This window comes from Paracoccus methylarcula (assembly GCF_003007735.2).
GTDB classification, from domain to species: Bacteria; Pseudomonadota; Alphaproteobacteria; order Rhodobacterales; family Rhodobacteraceae; genus Paracoccus; species Paracoccus methylarcula.
This window is the reverse complement of the sequence record NZ_PXNQ02000013.1, coordinates 44,654-71,636: the sequence shown is the minus strand read 5'-3', so window position 1 is coordinate 71,636 and position 26,983 is coordinate 44,654. Positions and strand designations below refer to the sequence as shown.

The window sequence follows — 26,983 nt, the reverse complement described above, 5'->3', positions numbered from 1 at the left end:
CGCATATCCGCAACCTGAAGCCAGAGACCTACATGAGACGATCAACTCCCGCATTCTTCCTGCTTGCTCCCGTATTGCTCGCGGCCTGTAGCGGCCCGCAACCGATCAGCACGCCTCCCGTCCCCGTGACGCCGACGGGAAACCCGCCGCTGCACGGGGTCATCGGGTTCGAGCCGACCCCCGTCCGCAGCTACAAGGACCGGAAGGAAATCGCCGGTGCCGCATGTGACGTGCAAGGCGTCGGCTATACTGCCGAACTCACGACGCCGGGGCTGGTGAACCTTCCCGATCAGCGCAGCAACAGCCAGCCGGTCACGGTGACCTGCATCGCCGATGGCGTCACCCGGACCGAAGTCGCAAGCGCCTATAGCAAGACCTCGCAGAAGAATTCCAACAATGCTGCCGGCAGCGGGCTGCTCGGCGCGGCAATCGTCGGCGTCTATAACGGTGTCAGGGACAAGAGCAACGACGATTGGGGCTATCCCGAGATCCGGGTCCGGTTCGACTAGTTTCCGGACGCCTTCTCTTCGAGCAGCAGCCATTCCTCTTCGGCCTTGTCGAGCATGGCCTGACGCTCGCCCAATGCATCCGTGGCCTTCCGGAACTTTGCCGGAGCGGTCCGATACAATTCCGGATCCGAAAGGAATTCGGACAGCTTGGCGATTTCCGCCTCCAGGCGCTGGATAATGGCGGGCAGTTCCTCCAGGCGATGCTTCTCGGTGAAGCTCAGGCCGTTTTTCGCCAGCCTGGGCTTCACGGGCAATGGGGAAGGCTGCGCGAGTTTCCTTGGCTCCCCGGGTGCGGCGGGCTGATCTTCGCCCCGCTGCGCCCGGTAATCCGTCCAGCCCCCGGCATAGGTCACAGCGCGGCCATCGCCCTCCATCGCCACCGTCGTATCGGCCACGCGGTCGATGAAATCCCGGTCGTGGCTGACCAGCAGCACGGTGCCGTCATACTCGCCCAGGATGTCCTGCAGCAGGTCCAGCGTCTCGACATCCAGGTCATTGGTCGGCTCGTCCAGCACCAGCAGGTTCGAGGGCTTCGCCATCAGCCGCGCCAGCAACAGCCGCGCCTTCTCGCCCCCGGACAGGCTGCGGACCGGCGCGCGGGCCTGTGCCTCGTCAAAGAGGAAATCCTTGAGATAACCGACCACATGTTTCGGCTGGCCGCGCACCATCACCTGGTCGGCACGGCCGGAAACGCGCATGTCGGGATCGCCGGTCAGCGAGTCCCACAGGCTCTGGTCGGGGTCCAGCGCGGCGCGGGCCTGGTCGAAGACGGCGATTTCCAGGTTGGTGCCCAGCTTGACCTCGCCCTGATCCGGCGCGATCTCTCCGGTCAGCATCCTGATCAGCGTGGTCTTGCCCGCCCCGTTCGGGCCGACGAATGCCACCCGGTCGCCCCGCTGCACGCGCAGATCGAACGGCTTCAGGATCACCCGATCGCCGAAAGCCTTGGAGATGCCCTGCGCCTCGATCACCCGCTTGCCCGATTGCGGCCCCGTGTCCAGCGCCATCGCGGCAGCCCCCTGGCGGCGGATCTGCGAGGCCCGCTCGGCCCGCATCGCCTGCAAGGCCCGCACCCGTCCCTGGTTGCGCTTGCGCCGGGCGCTGATGCCCTCTACCGCCCAACGCGCCTCGGCCTTGATCTTGCGGTCGAGCTTGTGGCGCGCGTCGTCTTCGGCGGCCCAGATCTCTTCTCGCCAATCCTCGAAGCCCTCGAATCCCCTCTCGCGCCGCCGCACCTCGCCACGGTCGATCCACAGCGTCGCGCGGGTCAGGCGGCGCAGGAAGGCGCGGTCATGGCTGATGATGACATAGGCGGCGCGGGTCTGGGAAAGATGATCCTCCAGCCAGCCGATCGCCTCGACATCCAGGTGGTTGGTCGGCTCGTCCAGCAGCATCAGCTCGGGCGCCTGCGCCAGCAGACGCGCCAGCGCCGCCCTCCGGCGCTCTCCGCCCGACGCGGTGGCGACCTGGCGGTCGGGATCGAATTTCAGCCCCTCGGCGGCCATCTCGACACGGTAGCCCTCGCCCTCCGGCAGTCCCGCCCGCGCGAAATCGCCAAGCGTCGCAAAGCCCGACAGATCGGGATCCTGCTCCATGTATCCGGCATGGCTGCCCGCGTTCAGCACGACCTCGCCCCGGTCCGGCTCGACCAGCCCGGCCATGACCTTCATCAGCGTCGATTTGCCCGATCCGTTGCGCCCGACCAGCGCCACCCGGTCGCCCTGCTGGACGGTCAGGGACAGGTCTTCGAAAACGGGATCGCCGCCGAAGGTCAGCGAGATGTCGGTCAGTTGTAACAAGGGTGCGCGTGCCATGGCCGCGCCCTATAGCGGGCCGGGGTCGCGGTCAATGCGCCACGGCGGAGACGCCGCCTTATGGGCCGCGAATTTCAGGCGCAACCCTGCCATGATACGCGGCAACATCTTTGCCATCAGATGGTATCGCGCGCCGGAACCAAGCGCATAGAATTCGTCTTCCGTCATGGGACGCCGGGTCTTCATCGGGATAATCGGCAGCATGTTGCACCTTCCAATCATTTCGTTTTTGTTAGATTAAACGACTGGAAAGCGGCGTTTCCGCCCGTTTCTTGGCAAAAGGTTTTTCAGAAATGAAAGATATAAGCTGGGACGACCTGAAGATATTCCTGCATGTCGCCGAAGCCGGAGGGCTCAGCGGAGCCGCTCGGACCACGGGCCTCAGCGCCCCGACGATCGGGCGGCGCATGCTGGCGCTGGAGCAGCAGACCGGGCAGGCGCTGTTCCGGCGGTCGCAGACGGGCTACGAACTGACCCTGTCGGGCGAGGCGCTGGCAAAGCGGGTCCGCGCCATGCGGGCCGCGACGATCCCGGTGCAGGAATTCCTGTCCGCGCAGGCCGAAACGCCCTTGATCCGCCTTTCCGCCGGGACCGGGACCGCGATGTTCCTGGCCGACAGGTTCGCGGCGCTCAGCCGGCCCGGAGACGATTTCCGCGTGAATTTCCTCACCACCGAGGCGGTGCTTGACATCGCCCATCGCGAAACCGACCTGGGCATCCGGAACCGTCCGGCGGAAACCGGGAACCTCGCCTCGCGCAGGTTGGGCAGGCTGCGCTTCGCCCCTTATCGAAGCTGGAGCGTGTCGCGGCCGGAACTGATGGAATGGGTGGCGATGGACCCGGTCCATGCCCGGCATCCGGCGGCGCGTTGGGTGCATCGCCAGGGCCACCCGATCCGCGCGCTGGCAAATTCGGTCTCGACCGTGCATCAACTGATCAAGGCCGGGGTCGGGATCGGCGTGATGCCCTGCATGATCGCGGATTGCGATCCGACGCTTGCGCGGGCCGGGCCGGTCATCGAGGAACTGACCGAGGATCAGCACCTCGTCATGCATGACGACGACCGCCATCGCCCGCCCCTGCGCCGGCTGATCGGCAGGCTCGTGGCGCTTTATCGCGACAATGCGGACCTGCTGGAAGGTGAGCGTCCCATGCGCATGTAACCCGCGCATCGCCGATCACATCACGGCTTGTCCGGATCGCACCCGGGTCGGCTGCCCGAACCGCCCGCGTTTTGCGCATTCTGCATAATCATCACCGGCTATTGACGCAACGATAGCGACAATGTGAAAAGAACCGGGAAACCCGACTAAAGGAGTCAACGATGCGTTCCTTGTTTATCGCTTCCCTGATGGGCGCGACCGCCCTGCCCGCTCTGGCCGAGGAGGTGAATGTTTATTCCCACCGTCAGCCCGAGCTTCTGAAGCCGCTGACCGATGCCTTCACCGAGGCGACCGGCATCACCGTCAACACCGCCTATGTCGAGAAAGGCATGGTCGAGCGGCTGAAGGCCGAGGGCGACCGCTCTCCTGCCGACCTGATCATGACCGTGGATGTCGCGCGCTTGGGCGAGGTCAAGGATGCCGGCGTGACGCAACCCGTCGAGGACGAGGCGCTGGACGTGGTGCCCGAAACCCTGCGCGACGCCGATGACCAATGGTTCGGCCTGACCACCCGCGCCCGCATCGTCTATGCCAGCAAGGAGCGCGTCGCCGATGGCGAGGTGACCAGCTACGAGGATCTGGCCGATCCTAAATGGAAGGGCCGCATCTGCACCCGCCCCTTCACCCATGACTACAATGTCGCCCTGACCGCCGCCTACCTGGCCCATCACGGGCCCGAGGAAACCAGGGCATGGCTGGAAGGCGTCAAGGCCAACCTGGCAAAACCGGCCGAGGGCAGCGACCGGGCGCAGGTCAAGTCCATCTGGGCGGGCGAATGCGATATCAGCCTGGGCAACACCTATTACATGGGCAAGATGCTCGAGGACGAAGAGCAGAAGGAATGGGCCGAATCCGTCCGCATCGTCTTTCCGGTCTTCGAGGATGGCGGCACGCATGTGAACGTGTCGGGCGTGGCGATGACCGCGTCCTCGCCCAACAAGGAAGCCGCGGCTAAGCTGATGGAATTCCTGGTCAGCGACGAGGCGCAGAAGATCTATGCCGAGACGAATTACGAATTCCCGGTCTCGGATCATGTCGAGCGCTCGGAAATCGTGAAAAGCTGGGGCGAGTTCACCCCCGACAGCACGCCCCTGAGCGAGATCTCGAAACTGCGTCCCGAAGCGCTGACACTGATCGAGGACGTCAATTTCGACGGGTGATCCGCATGAGGGGGCTCTGCCCCCATCCGGCTGACGCCGGATTCCCCCGGGATATTGGAATGAAGAAGAAGGGGCGGGCGATTTTGCCTGCCCCTTGAACATTCGTGGAAACGGCGCTTGATTTCGAATGCGCTCCGGACCCCCGGCCTGCCATTGCCGCCCGGGAAAGCATATTCCGCTTCATGCGGTTTTGCCCCTCTCGCCCAATGCCCTCTTTGCCGTCACAGAGGTCCTTGCTGCGGCCAAAATACTGCGCATCATGCGACCCACTCCCCCCTTCCGGCCACCCGCGGGACGGCCTCAAAGGCTAGCCGGGAGGGGGTGCGGAATGGCAAGGAGCTTTGGCCTTTCGTAACCGCTGGAAATTCCCCCGCGGTGCCGATAGACAAGCGCCGATCAAAAGGACGCATCCATGGCCCGCCATCTCATCACCTCTGCCCTGCCCTATATCAACGGCATCAAGCATCTGGGAAATCTCGTCGGCTCCCAGCTTCCCGCCGATCTTTACGCGCGCTACCTGCGGGGGCGCGGGCATGAGGTGATGTTCATCTGCGCCACCGACGAGCATGGCACCCCCGCCGAGCTGGCCGCCGCCAAGACCGGCGAGCCGGTGGCCGAGTATTGTGCCCGGATGCATGGCGAGCAATCGGCGCTGGCGCGGGGTTTCGGCCTCAGCTTCGATCATTACGGGCGGTCCTCCAGCGACCGCAATCGCGTGCTGACCCAGCATTTCGCCGGACGGCTGGCCGATGCCGGCTATATCCGCGAGGTCAGCGAGCGCCAGGTCTATTCCATCGATGACGGCCGCTTCCTGCCCGACCGCTATATCGAGGGCACCTGCCCCAATTGCGGCTATGAGCGCGCGCGCGGCGATCAATGCGAGAACTGCACCAAGCAGCTTGATCCGACCGACCTGATCAATCCGCGCTCGGCCGTCAGCGGCAGCACCAACCTGGAAGTGCGCGAGACCAAGCATCTCTACCTGCGCCAATCGGCGCTCAAGGGCGAGATCGCCGAATGGATCGATTCCAAGACCGGCTGGCCGATCCTGACCACCTCGATCGCGAAGAAATGGCTCAACGATGGCGACGGGCTGCGCGACCGGGGCATCACCCGCGACCTGAACTGGGGCATCCCGGTCAAGCGCGGCGAGCAGGACTGGCCGGGGATGGAAGGCAAGGTCTTCTATGTCTGGTTCGACGCGCCCATCGAGTATATCGGCGCCACCGCCGAATGGGCCGATGCCAACGGCCGGGACGAGGCCGACTGGCGCCGCTGGTGGCGCACGGACGAGGGCGCGGGCGACGTCACCTATACCCAGTTCATGGGCAAGGATAACGTGCCCTTCCACACGCTGTCCTTTCCCTGCACCCAGATCGGTTCGGGCGAGCCGTGGAAGATGGTCGATTACATCAAGTCCTTCAACTACCTGACCTATGACGGCGGGCAGTTCTCGACCTCGCAGGGACGCGGCGTGTTCATGGATAACGCGCTCGAGATCCTGCCCGCCGATTACTGGCGCTGGTGGCTGCTGTCCCATGCGCCCGAATCCGGCGACAGCGAGTTCACATGGGAGAATTTCCAGCAATCGGCGAACAAGGACCTGGCCGATGTGCTGGGCAATTTCGTCAGCCGGATCACCAAGTTCTGCCGCTCGAAATTCGGCGAGGCGGTGCCCGAGGGAGGCCGCTATGGCGAAGGCGAGACCGCATTGATCGAGGCGCTGACCACCCGCATCCGCGCCTATGAGGGGCATATGGACCGGATGGAGATCCGCCGCTCTGCCGCCGAGCTGCGCGCCATCTGGGTGCTGGGCAACGAATATCTGCAAACCGCGGCCCCGTGGTCCAGCTTCAAGACCGATCCGGAAAAGGCGGCGATGCAGGTCCGGCTCGGGCTGAACCTGATCCGGCTTTACGCCGTGCTTTCAGAGCCCTTCATCCCCTTCGCCTCGAAGGCCATGCTGGAGGCGATGCAAACCGATCGGGACGACTGGCCGGGCGACATCGCGGAGGCGCTGGCCGCCCTGCAGCCGGGCCTTGCCTTCACCGTGCCCGAGGTGCTTTTCGCCAAGATCACCGACGAGCAGCGCGCGGAATGGGAAGAACGCTTCAAGGGCGCGCGGGAATAACCGCCACCGCATTCGCGGCAGGACGCCATTTCACCTTGCCCTCTTGCAGCAACCCTGGCTGCCGAAGTTCCGCCATGGCCGGGGGCTGCCCGCCCCCGCCACGCGTTCCGCGTGCCTCCCCCGGGGATATTTGGATGAAGAAGAAGGGGCGCGTTGGGCGCGGTCCTTTCACCTGTCTCGGGAATGGTTCTGCCGTCTCAGCGCAGGACCGGCGGTCCGTCGGTCCTGCCGTGCAGGTCCTCGACCCCCATGCGCAATCCGCGCCCGATCCGGTGGGCCAATGCCGACCAGGCCGTGGCAGGATCCGGGGGCAGGACGCGGTGGAGCGTCTCGTCGAAAAGCGCCAGCCAGAGCGGGAAATGTCCGGCCCGTATATCGCCCGCCGCCATATGCACCTGCATCGGGTTGCCGTCATAGCCCGGCTGGTAAAGGATCGCCTTTTTCCAGAAACGCGCAATCCTGGCCTCATGCGCGGGCCAGTCGGCCACGTGGCGGGCAAAGACCGGCCCGAGGATCTCGTGGCGACGGATGGCGGCGTAGAATGCCCGGACGACCCGGTCGATCTGGTCCTCGGTCAGATCAAAGCGCGGCGGCATCATCGGGCCGCTCCGGTCGGCGCGGTGACGGTTGGCGAGGAGCGGGGCGGAGCCTCTCCTGCCAGCGGCGGGATCAACCGTCCCGCGACCAGCCGAGTCAGGCCATGCCGTATTCCCGGCAGGCGCGAGACGGGGGCGAGGATGAGGTCGCGCAGCAGCGCCAGGCCGTCCAGCCGCGACTGATACATCGGCGTGACGGTCGCGCTCAGCCCCTGGTAGAGCCGCACATGCCAGCGGCGCATGGCCGCATAGGCGGGCAAGGCATCCTCGACCGGCAGGGACCGCAGGGCGATGGCCAGGGCCTGCGCATCCAGAAGCGCCATGTTCGCCCCCTGCCCCAGTTGCGGGCTGGCGCGATGGGCGGCATCGCCGATATGCGCCAATGCCGGGGCAAAGGGCCGCCGCAGCGTGCCGTGGCTGTAGCTGGCCGGGGTCATCTGGTCGTGGCTCGTGATGCCGGCCAGGAAAGGTTCGATTTCCGGCCAGAGGGCCAGCACATCCTCGCGCCACCTCTCCAGCGGTTCCTCGCGCCAGCGGGGGATCTCTGCGGTCGGCAGCGACCAGAAGAATGCGGCCATGGGCGTCGGATCACCGGGCATCCGCCCGATCGGCAGGATCCCGGCCATCCGGCGGGCACCGCGATAACGCTGGCGCAACTGATCGCGGGGCAGGTCATGGCCCTCGGGCCATGCGACGCTGGTCCATAACGCGCCATAGCCAAGCGGGCGCGCCCGCAAGGGCGAGATCGCCGAGCCCGCCCCGGCCGCATCCACGACCAGGTCGAAGGGGCCGAGACTGCGCCCGTCCTGGAGTGTGACCCGGCGGCGCAGGCCGTCTTGCGGCACGCCGGTCACGGCTGCCGAGGTGATCAGCTCGATGCCGGAATCCCGGGCAAGCTGCCAGAGCAGGTGAAACAGGCTGGCGCGGTGAAGCGCGCGTCCGGGATCGTCCCGCGGGTAGGCGACATCCAGCGCCAGCCGCCCGGCCCGCGCGTCATGGCCCAGCATCCGGGTGATCGGGGAGGACAGGCGCCGCGCCTCTTCGCCCAGCCCCAGATCGTCCAGCACGCTCAGCCCGACCGGCTGGATCACCAACCCCGAGCCAAGCGGGCGCGGTGCCTCGAAACGCTCGAACAGCGTCAGGCGATGTCCGTCGCGGGCCAGCAATGCGGCGGCGGCCAGCCCGCCGATCCCGGCCCCGATGATGGCGATGTCCAGTCTCATGGTGCATTGGTGGCCCGCGATGCGGCCGGGCGCAAGGGTGCGGATTGACGCGGATCGCGCTTGGCTGCTATCGGGGCCTTCCCGGTCGCAGCCCACCCGGTCAAAACAGGAGCCCGAGATGAGCCATTACACAGACGCGCTGACCCAGCTTGGCGCCAGCACCGAATTGCCGCGAAACCCCGATGAGGCGGTGCTGGAACGGGTGCCGAACCCGCAACCCGGCGAGATCTACGCGGTCCGCTTTACCCAACCCGAATTCACCAGCCTCTGCCCGATGACCGGGCAGCCCGATTTCGCCCATCTGGTGATCGATTACGTGCCGGGCGACTGGCTGGTCGAATCGAAATCGCTGAAGCTCTACCTGGGCAGCTTCCGCAATCACGGCGCTTTCCACGAGGACTGCACGGTGAGCATCGGCAAGCGGCTGGCCGAGACTCTGGCCCCGCAATGGCTGCGCATCGGCGGCTACTGGTATCCGCGCGGCGGCATGCCGATCGACGTGTTCTGGCAGACGGGGGCGGTGCCCGCCGGGTTGTGGCTGCCCGATCAGGGTGTGCCGGGCTATCGCGGCCGCGGCTAGGGCAGTTTGTAGTTAATCAGGCTCAGCTGCGAGTAGCATCCTGCGAAGGCCGGGGGCGCTGCCCCCGGACCCCCGGGATACTTGCATGAAGAAGAAATGGGCCGGGATGGGCTCGATTAAGCGCAAAGCGCTCTAGCTGCGCAGCGTTCGCCAGAGGCTGAGCGCCAGGTCGCCCAGATCACCGAGCCGCGCCAGCAGATGCTCGCCTTCGAGACTTGAAGTCGGCGCCTCTGCCCGGTCGAGCCGCGCGAGCAGCCGCATCAGGCGGCGGCGATGCCGCCCGGTCAGAACCTGCAGCGGATCGGCGATCAGCCCCGCGAATGTGGTGACGATGGAACCGATCATCGCCAGGATGACACCGGTCAGGATGATCTGCATGGGGGTAAGCTCGACCGGGAAGACGGCATACCACATCCGGCCCATGCCGCGCCCGAGCGTGAAATCCTCGATCGCCGTGGAATAGGCGCGCATCTCGGCCAGTGGACCGGTCAGCGAGATGATCCCCGGCGTTGCCCGGTCGAACAGCAGCAGCCCCGCCAGCAGGACCAGGATCGAGGTGGTGATCTCGGCCACCGCGTTGCGGGTCTCGGTATGGCGGGAGATTTCCTGCCGGATGGTTTCGGGATCCGCGCGGGGGCCGATGCCCCGTTCGGCGAGATGGTCGAGAAACCCGGACAGATCGGTCTCGATCCGGCGCGCGATGTCGGATTTCAGGAAGATGTTCCTGCCCGCAAGCCATGTCCCCGCGCGTTTCGCGCCCACCGCCGAGAGCAGCATCGCAAGAAGCCGGGTCAGCAGGAAGACCGGCGACAGTGCGACATTCAGCGGTGCCCGCACCAGATCCAGCCCGAAAGCCGCGCGATGCAGCTTCAGGGTGCCGCCGATGCCGTATCGGGCGCGAGTGAAACGCGTGACCTCGGCCCGGCGCGCGGCGATGGTCTCGGGATCGGCAAGGGCGGTTTCGGACATCACATTTCCGCAAATTGGCCCGGCCGGCATTCCCGGTGCGGGCGGCGGACCTGCTGGATATTGGCCCTTTCCGCCGCATAGCGCCGATCGGGCCAGCATGAAAGGGGGCTACATGATCATTTTGCCATGAACTTGTTCTTGATAAGCCCGACCACGACCTGGAGGATCAGGCCTCCGACACCGCCGCCGACAAGCTGGCCAATCAATGCGCCGGCACCTGCGTCACCGCCAATCATTGAGCCGAGAATGCTGCCGCCACCCAATCCGCCGATGGCGCCCGCGATCAGGTTGCCGGTCTGGCCAAGGTCGGAATCCTTGACCGCCTTGCCACCTGCAAATCCGCCACCAGCCCCGCCGACAAGCTGCGCGATGATCGATGTGAAATCCATTGATTATGTCCCTGCTGTTGATAAAGCGCGAATCTCCACGCCCTTGAAAGGTAACATGAAAGCCTGGCAGAACTAACGAGAAACCGAGCCGTGCCGGATCAGGGCGCTGCTGGCATCGGAATCGGCAGAACACTGATGGAGGCGAAACCCGCCCATGCGGTCAGTCGCAGCCGCCGCCGCCATCTCCTCCCCCGCAGTCACCCCCGGAGAAGTCGCCTGCAGTTCCACCATGCCCGCTTTCCGCTTTCCGTCTTTTGTCCCGCTTCCGCCCCAACCAGAAGAAGAATGCGATGACCCCGGCCATGCTGAATACGAACAGTTCTTCGCTGGTCATGCCCGCCTCCGTTGCTGCGGCCTGATCTTAGCAGCATATCCATGCCCCGCAAATGACTGCATATATCGCCGTTGATGGCCACCGCCGCCCGGGGTGGGTTGCGCCGCGCCTCGACCGCGATCCGCAAGGCCGCTTTTGGGGGGCAAGCGACTGACCTGCAGGTAACATCATGAAAAGATTATGCTTGAGCAGATCAATTGGTGCGGGCGGCGGGAGTCGAACCCGCACGGGCTGGGCCCTAGCGATTTTAAGTCGCTTGTGTCTACCGTTCCACCACGCCCGCGACGAGCTGCCGCACGAGGCGGCAGCTTGATCCGGCTTGGCTAGCCAAGCAGCCGGGATTATTCAAGCGGAACCTGCGCCTTCGGTGAAACCCGCTCAATAGCTGCGGGTGGGCCGGTCGAAGACCTTGCGTCCCATCAGCGAGCCGACCAGGTCCACCATCAGCTTGGCGGTGCGGCCGCGATCGTCGAGGAACGGATTGAGCTCGACCAGGTCCAGCGAGGTCACGAGACCGGATTCATGCAGCAATTCCATCACCAGATGGGCCTCGCGGAAGGTAGCGCCGCCGGGAACGGTGGTGCCGACCGCGGGCGCGATGGAAGGGTCGAGGAAATCCACGTCGAGCGAGACATGCAGCATCCCGTTGGCGGCCGCGACGCGGTCGAGAAAGGCGCTCAATGGCGCGACGATGCCCCGCTCGTCGAGCACGCGCATGTCGTTCACCATGATGTCGGTTTCCTGCATGGCGCCATGTTCGGCCGGATCGACGCTGCGGATGCCGAACATGCAGATATTGCCGCCGGGGATCGGGTTGGGAAAGGGCGGCAGGGGCGCGAAACCGGGCCGGCCATTGGCATAGGCCATCGGGGTTCCGTGCAGATTTCCGGATGTGGTGGTCCGGATGCTGTGAAAATCGCTATGCGCATCCAGCCAGATCACGAATTGCGGGCGGCTGATGCTGGCGGCATGGGCGGCGACCCCGGCGACGCTTCCAAGTGCAAGGGAATGATCCCCGCCCATGATGATCGGCATGCCATCCGTCAGGGCGGCGCTGGTCGCTTCGCGCAGGGCATTGGTCCAGCTGATGATCTCCGGCAGGTGATGCACCGCGGGATTGTCGCAGCTCTCCTGGCCCGGGGCGGCCGGGACGACATCGCCGCGATCCTCGACGCCATGGCCAAGCGCGGCAAGCGTGTCCGCGATACCCGCCACGCGATAGGCGGCGGGACCCATCAGGCAGCCGGGGCGGCGCTGGCCCTCGTCCACCGGGGCGCCGAGAAGGATGCAATGGGTCATCTGGATCTCCTTTCCTGTCGGCTCATGATAAGCATGATCGGGAAGGCAGCGCCACCGCGCGTTGCGTTTGTGGCAAGGCGCAAGGCCGGACAGGAACCGGTCAGAAAATGCCGGGTCCAGCGCCGCATGACGCATGGGCCGAAGAGACACGGCCCACCCGCCCCGCTCATGCCCGGCATCCGGGGATGGCAGCAGGCTTCATTCGTTCCGGCCTGATTCTTCTTTGTCCAAATACCTTTGGAAGACACCGACGGGAGCGCCACTGCTTCGAGACACGCTCCGGCGACGGGGCAGGCAGCCCCCGCCCATCGCGGGACGCAACGAACCGCCGCCCCGAAACACCGGGTCCCGGCCTAGCGTTTCCGCTCCCACCGTCCCGATTCCTCGGACCAGTATTCGGCGGTCACGCCCGCGCCGGTCAGGGCCTTCCACTGGTCCCGCGCGCGGGCGACCGCGTTGCCATCGCCGCCGTCGAAGATCACGCAGGCGCGCTCCAGCCCGGCGCATTCCCCGCCCGAGATCTCGGCCCCGTCCAGGGCCATCAGGCAGGCCGGATCATTCGCCGCCGCCTGCCCCGGCACGGTCAGAAGCACCGGCTGGCGCGAGTCATGCGGACCGCCCGCCAGCCCATGCGGCAGGAAGCCCTCGCCCAGCCATAGCTGACGATCCAGCCAATCCATCCGGTCCGGATCGGTTCCGCGCAACTCCACCTGCCAGCCCGCCGCCAGCGACTTGCCGATCAGCACCGGCAAGAGGCTTTCGGCAGGCGAGCGGGTCAGGTGGTAGAACAGCGCATTGCCCATCAGGCGGTCACTTGGCCTCGAACTTGTCGCGCACCAGCCGGTCCAGCGTCATCACGCCCCAACCGCTCGCCCCCTTGGGCGCCATCCCGGGCGCCGATGCGGGCAAGGTCACGCCCGCGATATCGATATGCGCCCAGGGCTGGTCCTCGCGGATGAAGCGTTGCAGGAATTGTGCCGCGGTGATCGTGCCCGCCGCGCGCCCGCCGGAATTCTTCATATCGGCCAGCCGCGACTTGATCAGCTTGTCATAGCTCGGTCCGAGCGGCAGCCGCCACGCCCCCTCGCCCTCGGCCTTCGCCGATGCAAGGATGTCATTGGCCAGCCGGTCATCATTCGACAGCACCCCGGCATTGTCATGGCCCAGGGCCACGATGACCGCGCCGGTCAGGGTCGCCAGGTCGATGACCGCCTTCGGCTCGAACCGGGTCTGCGCATACCAGAGCACATCGGCCAGGACCAGCCGCCCCTCGGCATCGGTGTTGACGACCTCGATCGTGTCGCCCTTCATCGAGCGGACGATATCGCCGGGGCGCTGAGCGCGGCCATCGGGCATGTTCTCGACCAGCCCGACCAGCCCCACGACATTCGCCTTGGCCTGGCGCAGTGCCAGCGTCCGCATGACGCCCGCGACAACGCCCGCGCCGCCCATATCCATGGTCATCTCTTCCATGCCCGCGGCAGGCTTGATCGAGATCCCGCCGCTATCGAACACGACACCCTTGCCGACCAGTGCCAGCGGTGCCTCGTCCCCGCCGCCGTTCCAGCGCATGACGACCACCTTGGAAGGGGCCTCGCTGCCCCGTCCGACGGCCAGCAATGCACGCATTCCCAGCCTGGCGAGTTCGTCCTCTTCCAGCACCTCGACGCTCAGGCCGATCTCCTCCATCGCCTTGAGCCGATCGGCGAAATCACTGGTGGTCAGCACGTTTGCCGGCTCGTTCACCAGGTCGCGGGTGAAGAAAACCCCCTCGGCCACGGCTGCGGCATCCCTGGCGGATTTGGCCAGCGCCTCGGGATCGTTGGCCATGAAGGTCACGCGCGGCTTGCCGGATTCGGCCGCGTCATCCGCCTCGCCGCTGTCGTCCTCCTTGCCGGAATCGGTGCGATACACGGAAAAGTCATAACCGCGCAGCGCGATCCCCAGGGCGATATCATTCGCTCGCTTATGCGCACCGGCCAGGACCAGAACATGCGATTTGTCCAGCTTCGCGCCGATCCCGGCACCGGCCTTGCGCGCTTCCGCCACCGATGCACGCGGGGGCAGCATCACAAGCTGCAACGCGTCGGCGGACATGCCGGCGGGATAGGCCAGCTCCAGCGAGGCACCGGGTTTCAGCGCCTGCCCGGCCCTGGAATCCAATGCACGCCGTGCCGCGGCGCGTGCGGCACGCGGCAGACCGGCCGGCAAGCGCCCGCCCGGCGAGACGATCACGGCAACCCTGCCCTCGTGCCCGGCAAGCTCGCCCGAGGCGATTTCGGTGAAAGTGATTTCGACGGGGTGAGTCATTTGCCCTCCTGAGGATCTGTCGGTCGCGAACCTAGACCCGTAACTGGGCCTTGGCCAGAGCCGTCCTTGCCGCTAATCAGGACGGAACGCGTCAGGATCAGAAAGCCCCGCCCGACATGCCCCGGATCGACCGCTATATCCTCAGCCAGATGCTGACCCTGTTCGGCTTCTTCGCGCTGGTGCTGGTCTCGGTCTACTGGATCAACCGCGCCGTCAGCCTGTTCGACGACCTGCTGAGCGACGGGCAGACGGCGCTGGTCGTGCTGGAATTCACGGCGCTGACCCTGCCGATCGTGATCTCGGTGGTGCTGCCGGTGGCCGCCTTCACCGCCTCGGCCTATGGCACCAACCGGCTGACCGGCGAATCCGAGCTGGTGGCGATGCAGGCCGCCGGGCTCTCGCCATGGCGGCTGGCCCGCCCGGTGCTGGTCTTCGGCGTCTTCGTCGGGATGCTGGTCGCGGTGCTGGTCCACGGCCTCGTGCCGATGGCGCGGACAAGGCTGGCCGAGCGCCAGACCGAGATCGCCGAGAATGTCACCGCGCAATTCCTGCGCCCCGGCGAGTTCCAGTATCCGGCCGAGGGCGTCACTCTGTTCATCCGCGAAACGGCCAGCGATGGGCGGCTTCTTGACCTGTTCATCGAGGATGCCCGCAATCCCGACGACCAGACCGTCTACACCTCGGAAGAGGCGCTGGTGGTGCGGACCGAGACCGGTCCGGTCCTGGTCCTGCTGCGCGGCATGTCGCAGAACCTGCAATGGCAGCATGGGCAGAGGCGGCTGTCGGTCACCCGGTTTTCCGAGTTCAGCTATGATATCGGCGCGATGTTCGCGGCGCGCGACAGGCGCGGGCGCGACTTGCGTGAATATTCGACCTGGCGGCTGCTGGATCCCGATCAGGAATTGCTGAACGCGACGGGGGGCACGGCGGGCGAGGCGCGGCGCGAGGCGCATGAGCGGATCGCCCAGCCCCTGCTGTCGCCGATCGCGGCGATGATCGGCTTCGCGGTCCTGCTGATCGGCGGCTTTTCGCGCTTTGGCGTCTGGCGGCAGGTGATCTGGGCGATCCTGCTGCTGATCCTCGTCCAGTTCCTCACCAACGCCGCCGCCGATCAGGTCGGGCGCGATCCGGGCATGTGGCCGCTGCTCTATGTGCCCGCGGCGATCGGGGCGATGATCTGCCTCGTGCTGCTCTGGCTCGCGGCGCGCCCCCGGCCATTGCGCCGAAGATGGCGCAGGGAGAAACCGGCATGATCCTGGCCTGCTATGTCGCCCGGCGCTTCCTGCGCAGCTTCCTGCTGGTCGCGGGCGTATTCCTGCTGATCCTGCTGCTCATCGACATGATCGAGATCATCCGCCGCTTTGCCGATCGCGATCTTGGGCTGGCCGGCGCGGCGCGGCTTGCGGCGCTCAATATCGCGGGCAGCTTCTATTCCATCCTTCCGCTGATCACGGTGCTGGGCGGGATCGCCATGTTCCTCGGCCTCGCCCGCAGCTCCGAGATGGTGGCGATCCGTGCCTCGGGACGCTCGGGGATAAAGGTCGTCACCGCCCCCGCCGTCACGGCGGCGCTGATCGGCATCCTGACCGTCGGCCTGTTCAACCCGCTGGTCGCGGTGACCGGCAAGCTGTTCGACAATGCCGTGGCGGTGATCGAGCGCGACGGGCGGCAGACCGTCTCGGTCGGGGACCAGGCGGTCTGGCTGCGGCAATCGCTGATGGAGGATGGCGAGGAGGCCGGGCAGATCGTCATCCGCGCCCGCCGCGCCAGCCCCGACGCCACCACGCTTTACGATGCCAGCTTCATGATCTTCGGCCAGGAAAGCGGTCCGGTCCGCCGCATCGAGGCGCGCGAGGCACGGCTGGCGCCCGGCGAATGGCGGCTGAGCGACGTCAAGGATTACGCGCTGGACCAGCAAAATCCCGAGGCCACCGCCACCGATGGCGAGACCCTGTCGCTGGCATCCGACCTGACCGCCCAACGCATCCGCGACGGCTTCGGCAGGCCCGAGGCGATCCCGGTCTGGCAATTGCCGGGCTTCATCGCCGGGCTCGAACGCGCGGGTTTTTCCGCCGCCCGGCACCGCGTCTGGTTCCAGATGGAGCTGGCGCGCCCCTTCGTGATGGCCGCCATGGTGATGATCGCCGCCGCCTTCACCATGCAGCATATGCGTGGCCGAAATACCGGGATCGCGGTTCTTCTGGCCTTCGCCGCCGGGATCGGGCTGTTCTTCCTGCGCAACATGGCGCAGATACTCGGAGATAACGGGCAGGTTCCCGCGGTCATGGCTGCATGGGCGCCGCCGCTGGTCGGCGTCTTGCTGGCATTGGGGCTGATCCTGCAACGGGAGGACGGATGAAGGCAGGGACGCGCATCGGGCTGACATATGCGGCAGGGCTTGCCGGGCTGGCGGCATTGCTGCCGGGAATGGCCGCCGGACAGGCCGGTTCCGAGGTCGGCGCGATCCCCGAGGGCGGAACCGTGGCGGCTTCGCCGATGGTGGATGACTGGGCCGGAGGTGCCGCGCTCGCGCCCCAGGCCACGCCGCTCGGCAACCGGCCGGTGGCCGACCGGACCCCCACCAGCCCGCTGCCCGAAACGGTCGAACCCGACAGCGACATCACCCTGCCCGGCACGGCGGTCGAGGCGGGCAGCCCCGAGGACGCGGCGACGGTGCTGGCCGACAGCCTCGTCCTGCAAGAGGATCGCAGCCTGATCGCGGCGGGCGGCGTGGTCGTCTGGTATCAGGGCGCCCGGCTCGTCGCCTCGCGGCTGATCGTGGATGGCGACAGCGGCGACCTGACCATCGAGGGGCCGATCCACCTGTCACGCCCCGGGGCGGCCGATCCCGAGGCCGAGGCGATCCTGATCGCCGATTCCGCGCAGCTCGACCGCGAGCTCCAGGACGGCATCATCCGCGGCGCCAGGCTGGTCATCGCGCGCAAATTGCAGCTCGCCGCCCGGCAGGCCACCCGAAGCGATGGCGGCCGCATCACCCGGCTCGACAATGTCGCGACCTCCGCCTGCCAGGTCTGCGCGGGCAATCCGGTTCCGCTATGGGAAATCCGCGCCCGCGAGATCACCCATGACGCGGAAACCCGGCTGATCCATTTCGACTATCCGCAATTCCGTGCCTTCGGCGTTCCGCTGGCTTCCCTGCCGTTCGAGGTGACCGCCCCCGACCCCACGGTCGAGCGGCAATCGGGATTCCTGAGACCCGAGATCCGCACCACCTCGCGCCTCGGATTCGGGATCAAGACACCGTATTTCCTGACGCTCGGCGATCACGCCGACCTGACGATCACCCCCTATCTCTCGGTCAGCCGCACCCGCACGCTGGAATTGCGCTATCGCCAAGCCTATCGAAGCGGCGCGATGGAATGGAATGGCGCGATCACCCGCGACGACATCGATCCCGGCGAAACGCGCGGCTACCTGTTCGGCGCCGCCAGGTTCGCACTGCCTCGCGGCTACAATCTGGGGGTGCAGCTGCAGGTCGCCTCGGACCGCAGCTACCTGCTGGATTACGACGTGACCGATGCCGACCGGCTGTGGAGCGGGGTGACGCTGGAACGGGTCAAGCGCGACAAGCTGGTCTTCGCGCGGATCGGCAATTACCACTCGCTGCGCGAGGACGAACCCAACGACACCTCGCCCGCTCAGGTCGCCGACGCGATCTGGCAGCGCCGGTTCACCCCCGGCACGATCGGCGGCGAGGCGCTGATGGAATGGTCGCTTCATGCCCATCGCCGCCCCTCGGACAAGGACATAGAGGGCCGCGACGTGGCAAGGGCCTCTTTCGGGCTGGACTGGCGCCGCAACCAGGTGCTGCCCGGCGGCGTCATGGGCGCGGCCATCCTGGGGCTGGATGCGGATCTCTATCGAATCGCCCAGGACAGCGATTTCGACGATATCGTCGCCCGCGCCGTCCCGATCGGCGGGGTCGAGCTGCGCTGGCCCCTGCTCGGCCATTCCGCCGGCGCCACCCATCTGGTCGAGCCGGTGGCCCAGATCCTCTGGTCGCCCCGCGGCGACGACGACGACATCCCGAACGAGGACAGCCGGCTGATCGAGTTCGACGAAGGCAACCTCTTTTCCGCCAACCGTTTCCCGGGTTGGGATGCCCGCGAGACCGGGCTGCGCGCGAATCTCGGCGTCAGCTGGACCCGCATCGATCCTGCGGGCTGGTCGATCGGCCTGACCGGGGGGCGGGTGTTCCGGGCGCATGACGACGACCAGTTCGATTCGGGCTCTCCGCTTGGCGGGCGCCGCTCGGACTGGCTGCTGGCGGCGCATTACGACAGCGGCAGGGGGCTGGCCATCTCCAACCGGGCGCTGTTCGACGATTCCTTCGATTTCTCCCGCAACGAGCTGCGCCTTGGCTGGCTGCGCCCGGATCTGCAGATCTCGGCCGGGCATCTGTGGATCGACAGCGACCGCGACGAGGGCCGGACCAGCGACACCAACGAACTGACCGCCAATATCGGCTGGCAGATCGCTCCGGGCTGGTGGGGCAATGCAGAAACGCGGTACAATTTCACCGCCGAGCAGGCGCAGATGGCGTCGCTGGACGTCACCTACCGGAACGAATGCGTGAGCGTCGAAATGGGCCTGTCGCGCCGCTTCACCGATTCGGATAACCTGCGGCCCGAGACCAGTTTCGACCTCTCGGTCCGCCTCGGCGGCTTCGGTCGGCAAAAAGACGGATTGGGCACGGTGGCGCGGCGCAACTGCATGCGCTAGTCTCGTGCCAACGAATGATTTGGGGGCAGCATATGCGGCATCTTCTCTCCGGCATCGCCATCACGGCAAGCCTGCTTTTCGGGCCACTCGCCCCGGCCTCGGCGCAGAACCCGTTCGAGCCGGTGCTGTATATCAACGACAAGGCGATCACCCGTTACGAGGTCGATCAGCGGCAACGCTTCATGCGGCTGCTGGGCGCTCCGGATATCGACGCCAAGGGCGCCGAGGATGCGCTGGTGCAGGACCGCCTGCGCATGTTCGCCGCCGAGCAGATGGGCATCGAGACCACCGAGGAGGGCCTGCAGGCGGGGCTCGACGAATTCGCTGGCCGCGCCAACATGAACTCGGCCGAGTTCACCGCCGCGCTGGAGCGCGCCGGGGTCGAATACCAGGTCTTCCGGGATTTCATCCGGGCCGGGGTCGCGTGGCGCGGAGTCATCCGCCAGCGCTTCCTGCCGCAGATCAATGTCAGCGATGCCGAGATCGACCAGGCCCTGAAGCGCCAGATCGAGACCCCGATCGTCAACCGGGTGCTGCTGTCCGAACTGATCATCCCCGCCCCCGAGGGTCGGGAGGACGAAGCGATGCGGCTGGCCAATTCGATCTCGGGAAGCAATCCGAACGAGGCGCAATTCGCCGAGGCCGCGGGCAGATACTCGGCCTCTGATTCGGCCAAGGCGGGCGGAAGGCTGAACTGGGTGAATATCGACAATCTCCCGCCCTCGCTGCGCCCGGTGATCCTGAACCTGCGGCCGGGGCAGACGACCCAGCCCCTGCAGGTTCCCGGCGCGGTGGTCCTGTTCCGGCTGCGCGACAGCCAGGGCTCGCTGCGTCCCGGCGCGCGCGAACAGGTGCTGGACTACATGACCCTGCGGCTTGCATCCGCAAGCGATGCCGTTTCGCTGGCGGCGCGGACCCGCAGCTGCGACGATCTCTATATCCAGGCCGGGGCCGGGATTTCTGCGCAGATCAATCGCCAGACCGTCTCGCAGAACGCCATCCCGGCGCTGATCGCGACGCGGCTCGCCTCGCTGGACGAGGATGAGGCGGCGGTGGTGGATTACGGCAATGGCAGCGCCGACCTGGTCATGCTCTGCTCGCGCCAGCCGGCCTTGCTGGCGGATGAGGGCGCGGATGTCGCGACCAGTGCCGAGGCGCCGGACGGGGTCGAGGCCGCCATCCCGGATCCCTCGGGCATTCCCACCCGCGAGGCGGTCCGCGAAGAGCTCTTCAACCGCAAGGCCAATGAGATGGCCAATGCCTTTTTGCAAGAGCTTCGCGCCGATGCGGTCATCCGCAGGCCGTGACGACACCATGACCAAGCGCATCCTGCTGACCTGCGGAGAGCCGGCCGGGATCGGTCCCGAACTGGCGATCCGCGCCTTGGGCTGCGGGGTCGATTACGCCTGGATCGGCGATCCGCGCCACCTGCCCGAAGGTGCCGCCTTTACCGAGATCGCCGCCCCGAATGATCCGGTGCCCACCGGGCATCTTCCGGTGCTGCGTCATGATTTCGCCCATCCAGCAACGCCCGGACGGCCCGATCCGGCCAATGCACAGGGGGTGATCGATGTCATCGCCCGCGCTGTCGATCTGGTCACGCGTGGCGAAGCGGCGGCCATCACCACCCTGCCGATCAACAAGCAGGCCCTGAAAGAAGGCGCGTCCTTTCGCTTTCCCGGCCATACCGAATATCTCGCCCACCTGGCCGGGGATGTGCCGGTGGTGATGATGCTGGCCTCGACCTCGGTTTCGCCGCCCTGCCGGGTGGTGCCTGCAACCATCCATATCCCGCTGGCCGAAGTGCCCGCCGCCCTGACCTCCGACCTGCTGGAACAGGCGATCCGCATCACACATGCCGCGATGATCCGCGATTTCGGTATCACCGCACCACGCCTTGCCGTGGCGGGCCTGAACCCGCATGCCGGTGAAGGTGGCACCATGGGGCGCGAGGAATCCGAGCGTATCGTCCCGCTGCTGGATCGCCTCCGCGGCGAGGGCATCGATCTTGCCGGCCCGCTGCCCGCCGACACGATGTTCCATGCCCCTGCCCGCGCGCGCTACGACGCTGCGATCTGCGCCTATCACGACCAGGCCCTGATCCCGATCAAGACGCTGGATTTCGCCGGGGGCGTCAATGTCACGCTCGGCCTGCCCTTCATCCGGACCTCGCCCGATCACGGCACCGCCTTCGACATCGCGGGAACGGGCCGCGCGGACCCGGCCTCGACCATCGCCGCCCTGCGGATGGCGCACGACATGGCGGACAAGGCGGGATGACCCTTCTTCTTCATCAAAATATCCATCCGGCGGCGCGGTCATGAGCAGCATCGACGGCCTGCCCCCCCTGCGCGACGTCATCGCCCGCCACGATCTGCGTGCGAAAAAGCAGCTTGGCCAGAATTTCCTGCTGGATTTGAACCTGACCGCCAAGATCGCGCGGCAGGCGGGCGATCTGTCGCAATGCGACGTGCTCGAGATCGGCCCCGGTCCCGGCGGCTTGACCCGGGGGTTGCTGGCCGAAGGCGCGCGCCATGTGCTGGCCATCGAAAAGGATGCCCGCGCCCTGCCCGCCCTTGCCGAGATCGCGGCGGCCTATCCCGGCAGGCTGACACTCATCAATGACGACGCGCTCAAGATCGACCCGCTGGCCCATCTGACCCCGCCGATCCGGATCGCCGCCAACCTGCCCTATAATATCGGCACCGAGCTGCTGATCCGCTGGCTGACCCCGCCCGACTGGCCGCCCTTCTGGGAATCGCTGACCCTGATGTTCCAGAAGGAGGTTGCCGAGCGGATCACCGCGCGTCCCGGCAGCAAGGCCTATGGCCGCCTCGCCCTTCTGGCGCAATGGCGGGCCGAGGCGCGGATCGTGATGACCCTGCCGCCCGAAGCCTTCGTCCCCGCGCCCAAGGTGCATTCCGCGGTGATCCATCTCACCGCCCTGCCCGAGCCGCGCTTCCCGGCCGATCCGAAGATCCTGTCGCATGTCACCGCCGCCGCCTTCAACCAGCGCCGCAAGATGCTGCGCGCCTCGCTGCGCGGCCTGCATCCGCAAATCGAATCGCTGCTGGAACAGGCGGGCATCGCCCCCACCTCGCGCGCCGAGGAGATCGATCTGGAGCATTTCTGCGCCCTCGCCCGATTGGTCGAAAGCGCGAAACGGAACCCGGAATGAGAAACGGGCCGCGTCGAGCGGCCCATTTCTCATGAGATCGGCGTTTCCGGCAGGAACGGAAAGCGTTGTATTGTTCGGACGCGACCGGCGGGATCAACCCTTCTCGGTATCATTCCCGCTCGGCTCGGCCTCGGTGGTGGCCGGTACCTCGGTATCCGCCTTTGCAGAATCCGACGATTTGCGGCGGGTAGTCGTCCGCGTGGTCTTGCCGGTCGTCGTGGTGGCGCGGCTCCGCGTGGTGCGGGTTTTCCTGCTGCCCCCGGCCTCGGGCGTTTCGACCAGACCGCCGCCCTCATCCTCCGAGCCGAGCGCATCGGGCAAGCCAAGTTGCTGCTGCCCTGCGGTTTCGGCGGCGCTTCCGGTTTTCGGTTCCTCCCGCGTCTCGGCTGCGGGTTCGCGGCGCGAACGGCTGCGGCGTGCCGGGGCCGGCTTGTCGCTATCGGCGGGTTTGCTCTCCGCCTGCGGAGCCTCGGCCTGCGGTTTTCCCGCCTCTTGCGCCGGTGCAGCCGTTACCGGCGCCTTCACGTCGCTCTCGGCCTGGTCCCGGCCATTGCGCGACGGCGGGTTATTGTCGCGGGCAAAGCCGTTGTCGCGGCCGGAATCGCGCTGCGATTGATCGCGATTGCCGGTATCGCGGCCACCATGATCACGCCCGCCTTGATCACGCCCGCCATTGTCGCGGTCGTCATCGCCATTCTGGCGGTGATTCTGGTGCTGCTGATATTGCTGCTGCCGCTCGGCCATCTCGCGCTGCGCCTCGCCCAGCATCCGCGTGTAATGCTCGGCATGCTGCAGAAAGCTCTGCTCGGCCACGCGGTCGTTGGAAAGCTGCGCATCACGCGCCAGCATCAGGTATTTGTCGATGATCTGTTGGGGCGTGCCACGCACCTTGCCCTCGGGACCCGAGCTGTCAAAGACACGATTGACGATATTCCCCAGCGAGCGCTGGCGATTAGACTTGTTGCGCGAACGTGATTTCGATGATCTCATCAGTTTGTCTGTCTGTGGTTCCAGTTGGGTCTGGACAACGTTTCAGGCGGCGTCCGCGGCGAAATCCGCGCCCTGCCGTTCAGCCTTGTCCTGCACTGCCGCTGTGCGCGAGGCGCAGCTTGTGTTTCCGGCATTGTCAGGCTGACCAGTGCGGTGGCCTTTCGGCCCCGGCACGCCGCTGACTAACCATGCGAAGCGGGTCATGACAAGGGAAAAATCGTGACTTTCATCCATTTCCCCTCAAAAACCGCCCTTCAACTGCCGAAATGGGCCAAAACGACACGGTCTCGCCCATCCAGATCGGGAATCAGGCGGGTCTCCGCGCCCTGCCTGCGAAAAATTGCCGCAACCGCCGCGCCCTGTGTCGGACCGATCTCGACCAGGACATGGCCGCCCGGCGCCAGGTGGTTGGCCGCCCCCGCCGCAATGGCGCGATAGGCCGTCAGCCCGTCCGCGCCGTCCGTCAATGCCCGATTTGGTTCCCACTCGCGCACTTCGGGCGCAAGTTCTGCCATTTCATCAAGCGCGATATAGGGCGGATTCGAGACGATCAGGTCAAAACGCCCGGTCACGCCTTCATACCAGTCCGCGGCGATCAGCCGCGCGGTCACTCCAATGACTTGGGCATTCCCGCGCGCCACGTCAAGCGCCGCCGCGGAAATGTCGGTTCCCGTTCCCGTGCATCCGGGACGCTCCGCCAGCAGGGAAATCAGGATCGCCCCGGTCCCGGTGCCCATGTCCAGCACGCTGCGCCATGGCAATTCCAGCGCCGCCTCGACCAGCGTTTCCGTCTCCGGGCGCGGGTCCAGCGTGTCGCGGGTCACGCGGAATTCATGTTTCCAGAACGCCCGCCTTCCGGTGATCTGGCTGACCGGCTGGCGCGCGGCGCGGGCATCGATGGCGCGCATGAAAGCGGCCTCCAGCGCGGGCGAAACCTCCGCTTTCAGATGCTGCGCCAGATGATGCCGCTTGACCGCTACGCCAAGCACCTTGTTCAGCGCATGCATGAACAAGAGCGAGGCGTCGCGATGGCCATCCTCGATCCCGGCCGCCTCAAGCCGTTCCTGCGCGGCAAGGCAAAGTTCTTTCCCGGTCGGCCGGCTCATCCGTCCGCAGCCAGCCGCGCTGCCTGATCATACGAGATCAGCGCATCGATGATCTCGCCCAGATCGCCCTGCATGACCCGGTCCAGCGCATAAAGCGTCAGGTTGATCCGGTGATCGGTCATCCGCCCTTGCGGGAAATTATAGGTGCGGATGCGCTCGCTGCGATCGCCGCTGCGACTTGGGATTTGCGATCCGCCGCCCGCGCGTCATCGGCGCGCTGCCGCTCGATATCGTAAAGCCGCGCCCGCAAGACCGCCATCGCGTTGGCCCGGTTCTGGTGCTGCGATTTCTCGGAACTCGTGACCACGATGCCGGTGGGAATATGGGTGATCCGCACCGCCGAGTCGGTGGTGTTCACATGCTGCCCCCCCGCGCCCGAGGCCCGCATGGTGTCGATGCGGATGTCATTCGCGGGGATGTCGATATCGACATCCTCGGCTTCGGGCAGCACGGCGACCGTCGCGGCGCTGGTATGGATACGCCCACCCGATTCGGTTTCCGGCACACGCTGTACGCGATGCACGCCGGATTCGTATTTCAGCCGGGCGAAGACGCCATCGCCCTCGACCCGGGCCACCGCCTCCTTGACGCCGCCAAGCTCGGTCTCGCTATATTCCAGCAACTGGAACGACCAGCCCTGCGCCTCGGCATAACGGCGATACATCGCCAGCAAATCGCCTGCGAACAGGGCGGCCTCGTCTCCCCCGGTGCCCGGCCGGATCTCGATGATCGCGGGGCGGGCATCGGCGGCATCCTTGGGCAAAAGGGCGATGCGCAGGTTCTGCTCCAGTTCGGGCAGTACCTCGCGCAGGCGCGCCAGCTCGTCCTCGGCCAGCTCCCGCATTTCCGGATCTGTCAGCATCGCCTGCGCCTCGGCCATCTGGTCGCGCGCCGTGCGCCAATGGGCGATCTGCTCGACCACCGGTTTCAACTCGGCATATTCGCGGCTGATCCGGGCGATCTGCGCGGGCTCGGCACCGGCATTCAGCTGCGCCTCGAGAAACTCGAAGCGTTGGGTGATCTGGACAAGGCGGTCTTCTGGCAGCATGGAGGGGGACTTACCCCCGCCGCGCCCGCCCGTAAAGCGCCATCGCGCCGTCATCCGCCGCCCGACCCGCGAATCACCTTGCGCTCGCAGCATCTGCCGCTATAAGTCCCCATCCTTCCGCCGAGATACATGCAACCGGCGCAGTCTCTCGTGGCGGGTGCGGAAGGAATGGCCCGCCTATGAAATGCGCCCGAAAATGAAAGGATCGCCATGCCTCTGTACGAGCATGTGCTGATCGCCCGCCAGGACCTGTCGAACACGCAGGCCGAAGGGCTGATCGAACATTTCTCGACCGTACTCGCCGATAATGGCGGCAAGGTCGTGGATCACGAATACTGGGGTGTCCGCACCCTCGCCTACAAGATCAACAAGAACCGCAAGGGCCATTACGCCTTCCTGCGCACCGAGTCGCCCTCGGCTGCCGTGCAGGAGATGGAGCGTCTTGCCCGTCTGCATGACGACGTGATGCGGGTGATGACCATCCGCGTGGACGAGCACAAGGAAGGCCCCTCTGTGCAGATGCAGAAGCGCGAAGAGCGTGGTGATCGCCGCGAACGCCGCGAGCGGAACTGAGAGGATCTGAGCAATGGCAAGCAAACCGTTTTTCCGCCGCCGCAAGGTCTGCCCCTTCTCGGGCGAGAACGCACCGGCGATCGACTACAAGGACACCCGTCTGCTGCAACGCTATATCAGCGAACGCGGCAAGATCGTGCCCTCGCGCATCACCGCCGTCTCGGCCAAGAAGCAGCGTGAACTGGCCCGCGCCATCAAGCGCGCCCGCTTCCTCGCCCTGCTTCCCTATGCCGTGAAGTAAGGAGGATATCATGCAAGTCATCCTGCTGGAACGCGTGGCCAAGCTGGGTCAGATGGGCGAGGTCGTGAACGTCAAGCACGGCTATGCCCGCAACTTCCTGCTGCCCCAGGGTAAGGCCCTTCGCGCCTCCGACGCCAACATCAAGGCATTCGAGGAGCGCAAGGTCCAACTTGAGGCGCGCAACGCCGAAACCAAGGCCGAAGCCCAGAAAGTCGCCGACAAGCTGAACGGCCAGACCTTCGTGGTCATCCGTTCCGCATCGGATTCGGGCGCGCTTTACGGTTCCGTCTCGACCCGCGATGCGGCCGATGCCGCGACCGAGGCCGGCTTCACCGTCGACCGCAAGCAGCTGGTTCTCGGTCAGCCGATCAAGGAACTGGGCCTGCACGATGTCACCATCGTGCTGCATCCCGAGGTCGAGGCCGTGATCGTCCTGAACGTCGCCCGCTCGAACGAAGAGGCCGAGCTTCAGGCCCAGGGCAAGTCGATCCAGGACCTGGCCGCCGAGGCAGATGCCGAGGCCGAGTTCGAGATCGCCGAGCTGTTCGACGATATCGGCGGCGCTTCCTCGGACGAGGACGGCGCGGAAGTGGACAACCGCGAGTAACCCTTCCGGTTCCGCCACGA

General features: G+C 66.3%; 26 protein-coding genes, 1 tRNA gene and 1 pseudogene. 14 read left to right on the top strand and 14 right to left on the bottom strand.

The window, feature by feature from the left end; genetic code table 11:
* The first annotated feature begins 32 nt into the window (after positions 1-32).
* Positions 33-509, top strand: coding sequence for a hypothetical protein (locus A7A09_RS18445; protein WP_148043716.1), 477 nt, complete (start codon positions 33-35; stop codon positions 507-509).
* On the opposite strand, the gene A7A09_RS18440 is transcribed toward A7A09_RS18445, so the two are convergent.
* Together A7A09_RS18440 and A7A09_RS18435 are read right to left on the bottom strand one after the other, a co-directional pair.
* Positions 506-2,323, bottom strand: a complete 1,818-nt coding sequence (locus tag A7A09_RS18440) for an ABC-F family ATP-binding cassette domain-containing protein (protein ID WP_106692749.1) — start codon at positions 2,321-2,323, stop codon at positions 506-508. The genes A7A09_RS18445 and A7A09_RS18440 overlap by 4 nt on opposite strands.
* Before the next feature lie 9 nt (positions 2,324-2,332).
* Positions 2,333-2,527 carry a hypothetical protein gene (locus A7A09_RS18435; protein WP_106692748.1) on the bottom strand — a complete coding sequence of 65 codons (195 nt, stop codon included), beginning with the start codon at positions 2,525-2,527 and terminating at the stop codon, positions 2,333-2,335.
* An 89-nt stretch (positions 2,528-2,616) separates the two neighbouring features.
* Here A7A09_RS18435 and A7A09_RS18430 point away from each other — a divergent pair, with 89 nt between their 5' ends.
* The 3 genes from A7A09_RS18430 (at position 2,617) to metG (ending at position 6,777) form a co-directional block, all read left to right on the top strand.
* Complete coding sequence (locus A7A09_RS18430) at positions 2,617-3,486, top strand: LysR family transcriptional regulator (protein ID WP_106692747.1); 870 nt, start codon at positions 2,617-2,619, stop codon at positions 3,484-3,486.
* Between the two features lie 161 nt (positions 3,487-3,647).
* Positions 3,648-4,646, top strand: a complete 999-nt coding sequence (locus tag A7A09_RS18425) for a Fe(3+) ABC transporter substrate-binding protein (RefSeq protein ID WP_106692746.1) — start codon at positions 3,648-3,650, stop codon at positions 4,644-4,646.
* A 412-nt stretch (positions 4,647-5,058) separates the two neighbouring features.
* On the top strand, positions 5,059-6,777 hold the full coding sequence (gene metG, locus A7A09_RS18420; RefSeq protein WP_106692745.1) for a methionine--tRNA ligase: 1,719 nt from the start codon (positions 5,059-5,061) through the stop codon (positions 6,775-6,777).
* 197 nt (positions 6,778-6,974) lie between these two features.
* Here metG and A7A09_RS18415 read toward each other — a convergent pair whose 3' ends face one another.
* The gene (locus A7A09_RS18415; protein ID WP_106692744.1) at positions 6,975-7,376 is read right to left on the bottom strand and encodes a group III truncated hemoglobin; all 402 of its coding nucleotides are present in this window, start codon (positions 7,374-7,376) and stop codon (positions 6,975-6,977) included.
* Complete coding sequence (locus tag A7A09_RS18410; protein ID WP_106692743.1) at positions 7,373-8,596, bottom strand: FAD-dependent oxidoreductase; 1,224 nt, start codon at positions 8,594-8,596, stop codon at positions 7,373-7,375. Before A7A09_RS18410 ends, A7A09_RS18415 begins: the two co-directional genes overlap by 4 nt.
* 118 nt (positions 8,597-8,714) lie before the next feature.
* Here A7A09_RS18410 and queF point away from each other — a divergent pair, with 118 nt between their 5' ends.
* The gene (gene queF, locus A7A09_RS18405; RefSeq protein ID WP_106692791.1) at positions 8,715-9,176 is read left to right on the top strand and encodes a preQ(1) synthase; all 462 of its coding nucleotides are present in this window, start codon (positions 8,715-8,717) and stop codon (positions 9,174-9,176) included.
* A gap of 132 nt (positions 9,177-9,308) precedes the next feature.
* Here queF and A7A09_RS18400 read toward each other — a convergent pair whose 3' ends face one another.
* The 7 genes from A7A09_RS18400 to A7A09_RS18375 form a co-directional block, all read right to left on the bottom strand.
* Complete coding sequence (locus tag A7A09_RS18400; RefSeq protein WP_106692742.1) at positions 9,309-10,145, bottom strand: DUF6635 family protein; 837 nt, start codon at positions 10,143-10,145, stop codon at positions 9,309-9,311.
* A gap of 116 nt (positions 10,146-10,261) precedes the next feature.
* Positions 10,262-10,534, bottom strand: coding sequence for a hypothetical protein (locus A7A09_RS18395; protein WP_170167155.1), 273 nt, complete (start codon positions 10,532-10,534; stop codon positions 10,262-10,264).
* A 160-nt stretch (positions 10,535-10,694) separates the two neighbouring features.
* Positions 10,695-10,868 (bottom strand): hypothetical protein, encoded by a 174-nt coding sequence (locus A7A09_RS20885; protein ID WP_170167154.1) that lies wholly within the window; start codon positions 10,866-10,868, stop codon positions 10,695-10,697.
* 198 nt (positions 10,869-11,066) lie between these two features.
* Positions 11,067-11,151: transfer RNA gene (locus A7A09_RS18390), tRNA-Leu, on the bottom strand.
* Positions 11,152-11,246: 95 nt separating this feature from the next.
* A complete protein-coding gene (rocF, locus tag A7A09_RS18385) occupies positions 11,247-12,167 on the bottom strand; it encodes an arginase (RefSeq protein ID WP_106692789.1) in 921 nt (306 codons plus the stop codon).
* A 353-nt stretch (positions 12,168-12,520) separates the two neighbouring features.
* A complete protein-coding gene (locus A7A09_RS18380) occupies positions 12,521-12,970 on the bottom strand; it encodes a DNA polymerase III subunit chi (protein ID WP_106692741.1) in 450 nt (149 codons plus the stop codon).
* Positions 12,971-12,977: 7 nt separating this feature from the next.
* Positions 12,978-14,477 carry a leucyl aminopeptidase gene (locus tag A7A09_RS18375; RefSeq protein WP_106692740.1) on the bottom strand — a complete coding sequence of 500 codons (1,500 nt, stop codon included), beginning with the start codon at positions 14,475-14,477 and terminating at the stop codon, positions 12,978-12,980.
* Positions 14,478-14,593: 116 nt separating this feature from the next.
* Between A7A09_RS18375 and lptF the strand changes: the two genes are divergently transcribed.
* The 6 genes from lptF to rsmA are packed head-to-tail and all read left to right on the top strand — an operon-like array spanning position 14,594 to position 22,398.
* Entirely contained in the window at positions 14,594-15,730 is a 1,137-nt protein-coding gene (gene lptF, locus A7A09_RS18370) for an LPS export ABC transporter permease LptF (protein WP_106692739.1), read from the top strand.
* Positions 15,727-16,836, top strand: coding sequence for an LPS export ABC transporter permease LptG (gene lptG, locus A7A09_RS18365; protein ID WP_106692788.1), 1,110 nt, complete (start codon positions 15,727-15,729; stop codon positions 16,834-16,836). The genes lptF and lptG overlap by 4 nt, the downstream gene beginning before the upstream one ends.
* On the top strand, positions 16,833-19,220 hold the full coding sequence (locus A7A09_RS18360) for an LPS-assembly protein LptD (protein ID WP_245999463.1): 2,388 nt from the start codon (positions 16,833-16,835) through the stop codon (positions 19,218-19,220). The genes lptG and A7A09_RS18360 overlap by 4 nt, the downstream gene beginning before the upstream one ends.
* A gap of 32 nt (positions 19,221-19,252) precedes the next feature.
* A complete protein-coding gene (locus tag A7A09_RS18355) occupies positions 19,253-20,527 on the top strand; it encodes a peptidylprolyl isomerase (RefSeq protein ID WP_106692738.1) in 1,275 nt (424 codons plus the stop codon).
* A 7-nt stretch (positions 20,528-20,534) separates the two neighbouring features.
* Positions 20,535-21,500: a 4-hydroxythreonine-4-phosphate dehydrogenase PdxA gene (gene pdxA / locus A7A09_RS18350; RefSeq protein ID WP_106692786.1), complete on the top strand. Its 966-nt coding sequence runs from the start codon at positions 20,535-20,537 to the stop codon at positions 21,498-21,500.
* A 40-nt stretch (positions 21,501-21,540) separates the two neighbouring features.
* Positions 21,541-22,398 carry a 16S rRNA (adenine(1518)-N(6)/adenine(1519)-N(6))-dimethyltransferase RsmA gene (gene rsmA, locus A7A09_RS18345; RefSeq protein WP_106692737.1) on the top strand — a complete coding sequence of 286 codons (858 nt, stop codon included), beginning with the start codon at positions 21,541-21,543 and terminating at the stop codon, positions 22,396-22,398.
* A 93-nt stretch (positions 22,399-22,491) separates the two neighbouring features.
* On the opposite strand, the gene A7A09_RS21710 is transcribed toward rsmA, so the two are convergent.
* From A7A09_RS21710 to prfA, 3 genes and pseudogenes are all read right to left on the bottom strand, one after another.
* Positions 22,492-23,388: a DUF4167 domain-containing protein gene (locus tag A7A09_RS21710; protein ID WP_245999462.1), complete on the bottom strand. Its 897-nt coding sequence runs from the start codon at positions 23,386-23,388 to the stop codon at positions 22,492-22,494.
* Between the two features lie 254 nt (positions 23,389-23,642).
* Positions 23,643-24,494, bottom strand: a complete 852-nt coding sequence (prmC, locus tag A7A09_RS18330) for a peptide chain release factor N(5)-glutamine methyltransferase (RefSeq protein ID WP_106692735.1) — start codon at positions 24,492-24,494, stop codon at positions 23,643-23,645.
* A pseudogene (gene prfA, locus A7A09_RS18325) lies at positions 24,491-25,542 on the bottom strand (peptide chain release factor 1). Before prfA ends, prmC begins: the two are co-directional and overlap by 4 nt.
* Positions 25,543-25,752: 210 nt before the next feature.
* Between prfA and rpsF the strand changes: the two are divergent.
* The 3 genes from rpsF to rplI are packed head-to-tail and all read left to right on the top strand — an operon-like array spanning position 25,753 to position 26,963.
* Complete coding sequence (rpsF, locus tag A7A09_RS18320; RefSeq protein ID WP_106692734.1) at positions 25,753-26,115, top strand: 30S ribosomal protein S6; 363 nt, start codon at positions 25,753-25,755, stop codon at positions 26,113-26,115.
* A 13-nt stretch (positions 26,116-26,128) separates the two neighbouring features.
* Complete coding sequence (gene rpsR / locus A7A09_RS18315; protein WP_106692733.1) at positions 26,129-26,356, top strand: 30S ribosomal protein S18; 228 nt, start codon at positions 26,129-26,131, stop codon at positions 26,354-26,356.
* A gap of 10 nt (positions 26,357-26,366) precedes the next feature.
* Entirely contained in the window at positions 26,367-26,963 is a 597-nt protein-coding gene (gene rplI / locus A7A09_RS18310) for a 50S ribosomal protein L9 (RefSeq protein ID WP_106692732.1), read from the top strand.
* Positions 26,964-26,983: the final 20 nt, after the last annotated feature.

Coding starts and splice junctions, on each gene's coding strand:
- rpsF (WP_106692734.1), top strand. CDS start 25,753: ATGCCTCTGTACGAGCATGTGCTGATCGCCCGCCAGGACCTGTCGAAC.
- A7A09_RS21710 (WP_245999462.1), bottom strand. CDS start 23,388: ATGAGATCATCGAAATCACGTTCGCGCAACAAGTCTAATCGCCAGCGC.
- A7A09_RS20885 (WP_170167154.1), bottom strand. CDS start 10,868: ATGACCAGCGAAGAACTGTTCGTATTCAGCATGGCCGGGGTCATCGCA.
- A7A09_RS18360 (WP_245999463.1), top strand. CDS start 16,833: ATGAAGGCAGGGACGCGCATCGGGCTGACATATGCGGCAGGGCTTGCC.
- rplI (WP_106692732.1), top strand. CDS start 26,367: ATGCAAGTCATCCTGCTGGAACGCGTGGCCAAGCTGGGTCAGATGGGC.
- rsmA (WP_106692737.1), top strand. CDS start 21,541: ATGAGCAGCATCGACGGCCTGCCCCCCCTGCGCGACGTCATCGCCCGC.
- A7A09_RS18380 (WP_106692741.1), bottom strand. CDS start 12,970: ATGGGCAATGCGCTGTTCTACCACCTGACCCGCTCGCCTGCCGAAAGC.
- pdxA (WP_106692786.1), top strand. CDS start 20,535: ATGACCAAGCGCATCCTGCTGACCTGCGGAGAGCCGGCCGGGATCGGT.
- A7A09_RS18395 (WP_170167155.1), bottom strand. CDS start 10,534: ATGGATTTCACATCGATCATCGCGCAGCTTGTCGGCGGGGCTGGTGGC.
- A7A09_RS18425 (WP_106692746.1), top strand. CDS start 3,648: ATGCGTTCCTTGTTTATCGCTTCCCTGATGGGCGCGACCGCCCTGCCC.
- queF (WP_106692791.1), top strand. CDS start 8,715: ATGAGCCATTACACAGACGCGCTGACCCAGCTTGGCGCCAGCACCGAA.
- metG (WP_106692745.1), top strand. CDS start 5,059: ATGGCCCGCCATCTCATCACCTCTGCCCTGCCCTATATCAACGGCATC.
- A7A09_RS18430 (WP_106692747.1), top strand. CDS start 2,617: ATGAAAGATATAAGCTGGGACGACCTGAAGATATTCCTGCATGTCGCC.
- lptF (WP_106692739.1), top strand. CDS start 14,594: ATGCCCCGGATCGACCGCTATATCCTCAGCCAGATGCTGACCCTGTTC.
- A7A09_RS18410 (WP_106692743.1), bottom strand. CDS start 8,596: ATGAGACTGGACATCGCCATCATCGGGGCCGGGATCGGCGGGCTGGCC.
- prmC (WP_106692735.1), bottom strand. CDS start 24,494: ATGAGCCGGCCGACCGGGAAAGAACTTTGCCTTGCCGCGCAGGAACGG.
- A7A09_RS18375 (WP_106692740.1), bottom strand. CDS start 14,477: ATGACTCACCCCGTCGAAATCACTTTCACCGAAATCGCCTCGGGCGAG.
- A7A09_RS18400 (WP_106692742.1), bottom strand. CDS start 10,145: ATGTCCGAAACCGCCCTTGCCGATCCCGAGACCATCGCCGCGCGCCGG.
- A7A09_RS18435 (WP_106692748.1), bottom strand. CDS start 2,527: ATGCTGCCGATTATCCCGATGAAGACCCGGCGTCCCATGACGGAAGAC.
- lptG (WP_106692788.1), top strand. CDS start 15,727: ATGATCCTGGCCTGCTATGTCGCCCGGCGCTTCCTGCGCAGCTTCCTG.
- A7A09_RS18445 (WP_148043716.1), top strand. CDS start 33: ATGAGACGATCAACTCCCGCATTCTTCCTGCTTGCTCCCGTATTGCTC.
- rocF (WP_106692789.1), bottom strand. CDS start 12,167: ATGACCCATTGCATCCTTCTCGGCGCCCCGGTGGACGAGGGCCAGCGC.
- A7A09_RS18440 (WP_106692749.1), bottom strand. CDS start 2,323: ATGGCACGCGCACCCTTGTTACAACTGACCGACATCTCGCTGACCTTC.
- rpsR (WP_106692733.1), top strand. CDS start 26,129: ATGGCAAGCAAACCGTTTTTCCGCCGCCGCAAGGTCTGCCCCTTCTCG.
- A7A09_RS18355 (WP_106692738.1), top strand. CDS start 19,253: ATGCGGCATCTTCTCTCCGGCATCGCCATCACGGCAAGCCTGCTTTTC.
- A7A09_RS18415 (WP_106692744.1), bottom strand. CDS start 7,376: ATGATGCCGCCGCGCTTTGATCTGACCGAGGACCAGATCGACCGGGTC.